Origin of the sequence: Rheinheimera sp. UJ63 (assembly GCF_021568285.1) — a bacterium.
Taxonomy (GTDB): domain Bacteria; phylum Pseudomonadota; class Gammaproteobacteria; order Enterobacterales; family Alteromonadaceae; genus Alishewanella; species Alishewanella maricola.
In genome coordinates, this window is record NZ_JAKGTQ010000002.1 from 908,404 (window position 1) to 914,469 (window position 6,066).

6 protein-coding genes and 1 rRNA gene are annotated in these 6,066 nt (G+C 44.4%); 1 reads left to right on the top strand and 6 read right to left on the bottom strand.

What is annotated here, in order from left to right; genetic code table 11:
* Positions 1–10 precede the first annotated feature (10 nt).
* The 5 genes from proQ to L1N97_RS10130 all read right to left on the bottom strand — a co-directional run bounded on the left by proQ (position 11) and on the right by L1N97_RS10130 (position 4,206).
* A complete protein-coding gene (proQ, locus tag L1N97_RS10110) occupies positions 11–742 on the bottom strand; it encodes an RNA chaperone ProQ (RefSeq protein WP_236129702.1) in 732 nt (243 codons plus the stop codon).
* Between the two features lie 7 nt (positions 743–749).
* Positions 750–1,064, bottom strand: a complete 315-nt coding sequence (locus L1N97_RS10115; RefSeq protein ID WP_226751680.1) for a hypothetical protein — start codon at positions 1,062–1,064, stop codon at positions 750–752.
* Complete coding sequence (locus L1N97_RS10120) at positions 1,064–1,534, bottom strand: GAF domain-containing protein (RefSeq protein ID WP_229585552.1); 471 nt, start codon at positions 1,532–1,534, stop codon at positions 1,064–1,066. The genes L1N97_RS10115 and L1N97_RS10120 overlap by 1 nt, the downstream gene beginning before the upstream one ends.
* A gap of 150 nt (positions 1,535–1,684) precedes the next feature.
* Positions 1,685–3,514 (bottom strand): protein kinase domain-containing protein, encoded by a 1,830-nt coding sequence (locus tag L1N97_RS10125; protein ID WP_236129703.1) that lies wholly within the window; start codon positions 3,512–3,514, stop codon positions 1,685–1,687.
* Positions 3,511–4,206: a DUF4919 domain-containing protein gene (locus L1N97_RS10130; RefSeq protein ID WP_236129704.1), complete on the bottom strand. Its 696-nt coding sequence runs from the start codon at positions 4,204–4,206 to the stop codon at positions 3,511–3,513. The genes L1N97_RS10125 and L1N97_RS10130 overlap by 4 nt, the downstream gene beginning before the upstream one ends.
* A gap of 305 nt (positions 4,207–4,511) precedes the next feature.
* Between L1N97_RS10130 and L1N97_RS10135 the strand changes: the two genes are divergently transcribed.
* Positions 4,512–5,000 (top strand): fasciclin domain-containing protein, encoded by a 489-nt coding sequence (locus L1N97_RS10135; RefSeq protein ID WP_236129705.1) that lies wholly within the window; start codon positions 4,512–4,514, stop codon positions 4,998–5,000.
* A 954-nt stretch (positions 5,001–5,954) separates the two neighbouring features.
* Here the strand turns inward: L1N97_RS10135 and rrf are convergent.
* Positions 5,955–6,066: ribosomal RNA gene (gene rrf, locus L1N97_RS10140) — 5S ribosomal RNA — on the bottom strand; the annotation flags it as partial.

Sequence of the window (6,066 nt, forward strand, 5' to 3'; positions counted from 1 at the left end):
TCTATATTCGTCAAGCTTTGTACAAGCTATCCTGACGTGTTTTGATGATCATGCCAGAACCAAGTTGCACCGTTACATCCGGTAAATTCACTTCAGTGATCGTGGCGGGCATCGGTGACGAGCCTAATTTAACAAGCACTTTATCACCTGTCGCTAACTGCGTCGGTTCAACGGTCGTTAACGTGACGGCAACGGGCGCAACGTCAATTGTGGCTTTTACAGATGTCGCTTTTGCTGGCACCTTCTGAGCCTTAGAGGCGCGTTCTGCCGTTTTGTTCGGTCTTTTTTTATCAACACCGGCAGCAACAGGTTTGGCGACGTTTTGCTTAGCACGTTGCTCTTGCATTTTAGCTTTACGCTTCTCAGCGGCTTTTTGTTTACTTTCAGCTAATAATTTTGCGGCATGCTCAGCTTGTTGTGCATCAATTCGCTCTGCAGCTTGACCGTCAAGGTCAACGCGACTAACGCCTTCTTTTACAGATTCAAGGTAACGCCAGCTTAAGGTATAAACTCTTAACGCTTGACGTAATTGGGTTTTACTCACTGGGCTATCTGCAGCAAGCCGTGCAGCTAAATCCTGAAAAATACCTACTTTCAGAGGTTTAACTTGTTGATCAGCAGCGAAACACAATGGGAATTCACTGACTAAATACGCCAGTACATCTTTCACATTGGCCAGTTTTGCATGTTCGGCAGTAGGTAGGTCTGTTGCTTCAACTAGCTCAGCAGGGGGATTTGTCATTCAGGATTCACTCTTCTTCATCATCTTGTTCAGCAAGCAGTTCTGCTATGCCTTCATCTATTTGTTGTTGGACAAAAGATAGCGCCCAACCAACCAACTCGTCTTGATCTACATCCAATAAAATAGTGTCTCCGCGCAATTGTTCCCACAATTGCGGCATCAAAAACGCTATTTCTACTGATGTTAGGGTGTCGGGTAAAGCATCCCAGACAGCGTGTGCAATAGCATTAAACTTATCTGCTACTAGCTCTTCTTCGCCATCCCAGTCACCGACTTCATCAACTTGCAGTAAATAATCCTGCACAGATAATAAATCTTTCATTAAACCTGAGCCAAACGTTGTTCAAAAATGTCGACTAACTGACCCAGATAATCTTCATCAATGTCATCAAAGCGGTTTAGTAAAGGGCTATCAATATCGAGTACCGCAATCACGCTACCGTTGTGCCGCACGGGTAAGACAATTTCTGAATTACTGGCAGCATCACAAGCGATATGCCCCGGGAACTCGTGGACATCTGCCACCCGTTGAATAGCGCCTGTGGCCACACAGGTTCCACAAACACCTTTACCCACGGCAATGCGCACACAAGCCACTTGCCCTTGAAACGGGCCTAAAACTAATTCACCTTCGCGCATAATATAAAAGCCTGCCCAATTGAGATCGGGTAAGCCATTAAACAACAAGGCACTGAGATTAGCCATATTGGCGATCAAATCAGATTCGTGCTCTAACAAGCCACGTGCTTGCTCTAGCAATAAACGGTAATTGGCGCTTTTCTCGCTCGACATACTTCTTATCAAATTCAGGTTACACTAAAGGCCATACATTACTTGTTTTAAGCGTTAATTTAAACCTTTTTTAGCTTAAACCACGCAGCCAGAGCGCGACATTCAGCGCAGAAAGCTTGGTTTGCTGCTTATTTCAACAGCCTTGCCGTATTAAACGACAAAACTATATGGATTTGCCGGATACAAGCATTGTGGCGCTTGTGGTTGATGGCTAAAGCGACGCGTATCTTTGTAAGGCAACTTCATAAAGCCACCGACGCCTTCACCACTGATTAAAGCAACTTTACTTAAAATACTTTGCAGTAAGGCATTAAACTCGCGTTCAGCGGTAGGATCGAGTAAGCGGTAATAGCTATGCACTTTCATATAAAGTGGCGCCACCTCAAAGATAATACAACCGGTATGTCGAATTAAGTTAAGCCGAGCAATATCATCCATAATCGCATCAGGCAACACCAATTGCTCATCCGGATCTTTACCATCTTCAAAGTAAGAATGTTGCTTGCTGGCCTCTTCTAAACTGATCACCGGGGCTAATTGATAAGGAATGACGCTATCCTCCGCCGGAATAAAAGGCAGCTGTGTCGACTCACGACTAATATGAATGGTGTTGCGGGCATTAAATAAACACGCTTTGAAGATACCGACCTTGCTGATCGCACGTGCTAAAGTCACCACATTATTAACAGCTAATGCAAAGGCTCGCGCCAACTTATCATTGTACAAGTTTAAGCTACAATCGATATAAACCCCATTAGCTTGCCAGTGAATCGCAATACCGCCTACCACCGGATAACGGGCTAAACGGCTAACTGCCGCTATAAAGGCTTTTTCTGTCTCGCCCATACCTTCTAAATAATTTTTATAATATCGCTCGAGTTGCACATCATCCACATAGCCAATATCCTTATCTTCATTGTGCTCCCGCAAAAACGATTTACGTGAAGAGTAAACCACCGTGTCTAGTTCACGTTGTTGATCGCTTACCCACACCGGTAACAAAGGATCATCATTAAACAATGGCAGCTCTGGTAACACTAAGCGCTGCAACCGGGCCATATGCTGCAAAAAATAGTCCCCCGCCTGTTCACGCAACGTTAAATCGTCGGACAACATACCATCGAGCATAGTGGCAAATTCGAGCGGTAAACCAAGACTTCTAGCCGGAATCACTTTACGACCAAAACGGCTAGGTTGGCCGGATGCTAAGGCATATAGCGTGCTGGCAACACCTTGCTCATCAAAACGCGGGCTAGATAACTGCCCCGCACGTTGCTCAGGCCCAGTGAAATATACATCTCCCATTCTAGCATTCGAATTCTGTAAGTCTGCCGACATCAGTTGCATGACATTATTGGATAAGTAATGTCCTTCATGATCAAGTTGTGCAAAAACGGATGATCCCCAATCAATTAAGCTTACGAGGCCACTTTCCTCATCAAACACCAAATTAGACGGTTTAACATCGCCATGGACAATTGGTAAGGCTTCACCGTCTTTTTGATTACGTCGTAAATGCCAGAGTAAATCGGCTAACTGTCCGGCAATAGAAATGATGAGTTTTACCGGTAAGCGCCCATGTAATAAGCTATATTGCTCCAGATCGATGCCGGGAGCCCGCCCCATCATTAAGATCCCCTGCTTTTTAATTACCTGATAAGTGACAAAAGGCGGCACTGCAGGATGATCGACCTGCGATAGCATAAAGGCTTCATCCGCTAAACGTTCTTGAATATGCTGCGGCAAATTGATCCGTGAAAATTTAAAAACATAAGGATGCTCATCAATACCAAAACCGGCAAAGGCAAAGCCATAAGCGCCCTTACCCAGTAAACTAATTTGTTGGTATCCCAGTTTCTCTAACTCATCAATACAAAGCGCCACCCAGTCTTTCAGCTTTTTCGCATCATTGGCATTTAACAGGTAAATAGACTGCTCTTCGGGGATATAAAAGTTACGTAAATTACGATCTTGCATCATAGCCCTGCCGTTGACTTGCTACGCAACATTTGTGCACTGATATCAAAATACCAAACAAACTCAGTACCATCTCTTGGATTCACAATCGTCATAACGTCATAAGGCGTGTCATCCTGCCAAAGCAACGCTTGTGCTTGAATATCAAGACCATGCATTTGGATAAAAGTATACAACTCAGTTGTACTGGTAGCTTGAAAAGCTGAAGCAGTACTTTTACCATCGCCACTTTGCCAGATAGCCGCCATTAAGCTGTCTAACACCTCTTGATGATATTCACCTTGTGGTTGCTGCTGACTTTCCAAATGACAAAGCATGGCACCGTAATGACCATTGAGGCTGATATAGTTTGTTTTTAAAATTTTGTCACTTTGTAACAAGCAATCTTGCCATTGCTGCTGTTTGATAGCATCAAACATGGCTGTCGATAATACGCGTTCCGTCATGGTATGAGGCTGGTAAAACGAAGTACTTATATAATGCTTACGTAACGTGGCTAATCTAGCGGGATCAGGGCTTTGTTCTATATCCGCAATTAAACTTTTATATTGCAAATTGGCTTGTGCCAAACGTTGCTGTTGCAGCGGGTCCAGCGGGTATGTGCTGACTTGACTACATCCCACGATTTGTAACATCAAAACAACCCATAAAGTTCTTGCTGCGCGACAAACTTGCATAAACATTGTTATAGCCATATTGGTGATCATTCGACAATAGTATGCAACTATTTGACTGGCAATTACTAGTCAACTCGTACCGACATAGCAAAGGGATCAATTCATAAAACACGTTGCACAAGACTCACTTTGGCGATATTTAAAGCAAAATTGCAGCAAAAAAAGGGCATAATCTCAGTTATGTTTGCATTAATGCTGCCAGCTACGTCATTAGTTAACATCTGGTTTCACCAAAATTAAAAAATATAAATCTGATCCCTGCAACGATCTACAGCGTTTCTATTGCGACTTTTATGTCTAACCTAAAGCTAAAAGGAAAAATTATGAAACTCTCACGTATTATCACCGGTTCATTATTAGCAACATCATTATTTTTTGTCGCACAAGCGCACAACCATGGCATGAAAGCAGATATCGTTGATACTGCCGTTGCTGCTGGCAATTTCACCACCTTAGTCACCGCAGTAAAAGCGGCTGACCTTGTAGATACATTAAAAAGTGAAGGCCCATTTACTGTTTTCGCACCAAATGATGCCGCATTTGCCAAAATCCCAGCTGCAGATTTAAATGCGTTAGTCGCAAATAAAGAAGCGCTAACTAGCGTTTTAACTTACCACGTAGTCGCTGGCAAAGTGATGGCTGCAGATGTCGTAAAACTGACTAAAGCAACAACTGTACAGGGTCAAGATTTAGCCATTGAAGTAAAAGATGGCAAAGTTTATGTCAACGGCGCGCAAGTGATTGCTACAGACATTAAAACAAGCAATGGCGTGATCCACGTATTAGACACTGTTGTCATGCCAAAAATGTAATTAATCGTTTCCTATAAAAAGCCCACTTTTAAGTGGGTTTTTTGTTGTTTAAAATAGTGAACTAACCATGCAGCAAACAATATTTACCACTGCAAGAACACGCTAATGCGAATTAACGGATGCTTTTTACAACAGCTAGCCACAACTCAAGCCATACCTCGTGCAGCAACAACCATTGACTTGCTAGTGAAATGCTTTTAACCTCATAAAAGCACGGTTTTATCTCTTAAATTTTATAAGAAAGCCATTGTTAATGCTGTGGCAATGCTTGGAAGCGTTTTGTCAGTGGTACTGCACGCGTGATTAGAGTGAACCTAGAGACTGGGCAGTGCTGAACAGACGTTATGATGGAAGGGTATAGACGAAGTGAGTTTTGAGTTTTGAGTTTTGAGTTTTGAGTTTTGAGTTTTGAGTTTTGAGTTTTGAGTTTTGAGCATGATGGTGAAGTACTACTTCAAATATAATCTAGCTGTGTACCTCAGTACCCGCAACAACTAGCGCGCACAGCCCTGGGTACCTATTTCGATCCTTAAGTAAGACATAGCATGGCGACAAATTCGTCAGGAACGAATTTGGACTGCCGCAGGCAGGTCCCGTAGGGACGAGCCCCATGGAGGGGGCGAGCAATGCCACACCCCGAAGGGGCTGTGGTTGAGACGCGCCCGGAAATAGCGAAGACATGCAGCTATTTCAGCGTCGAAAGCGAGGCCCTGGGATGGCCGAGCCGGCAAGGCGCGCCATGGACGGTGCGCGGTATGCGTGAGTGTGCGGTGTACTACTTTGCTCACCCCTTCCCTGGGGTTCGCCGCTGCGCGGCCAGCTAAAGCTGTCCAAAAACGTTCCAGACGTTTTTGTCGCATGGTGTCGCCCTGCTCGAGCAGTGCACCGCCCAAGGTATTTTAGTCAATAAAAAAGCCCCACTCATGCGAGTAGGGCTTTTCTATTGAATGAGGTGCCTGGCGGTGTACTACTCTCGCATGGCGAATGCCACACTACCATCGTCGCAGCTGCGTTTCACTTCTGAGTTCGGAATGGAGTCAGGTGGTTCCACAGCGCTATTGCCACC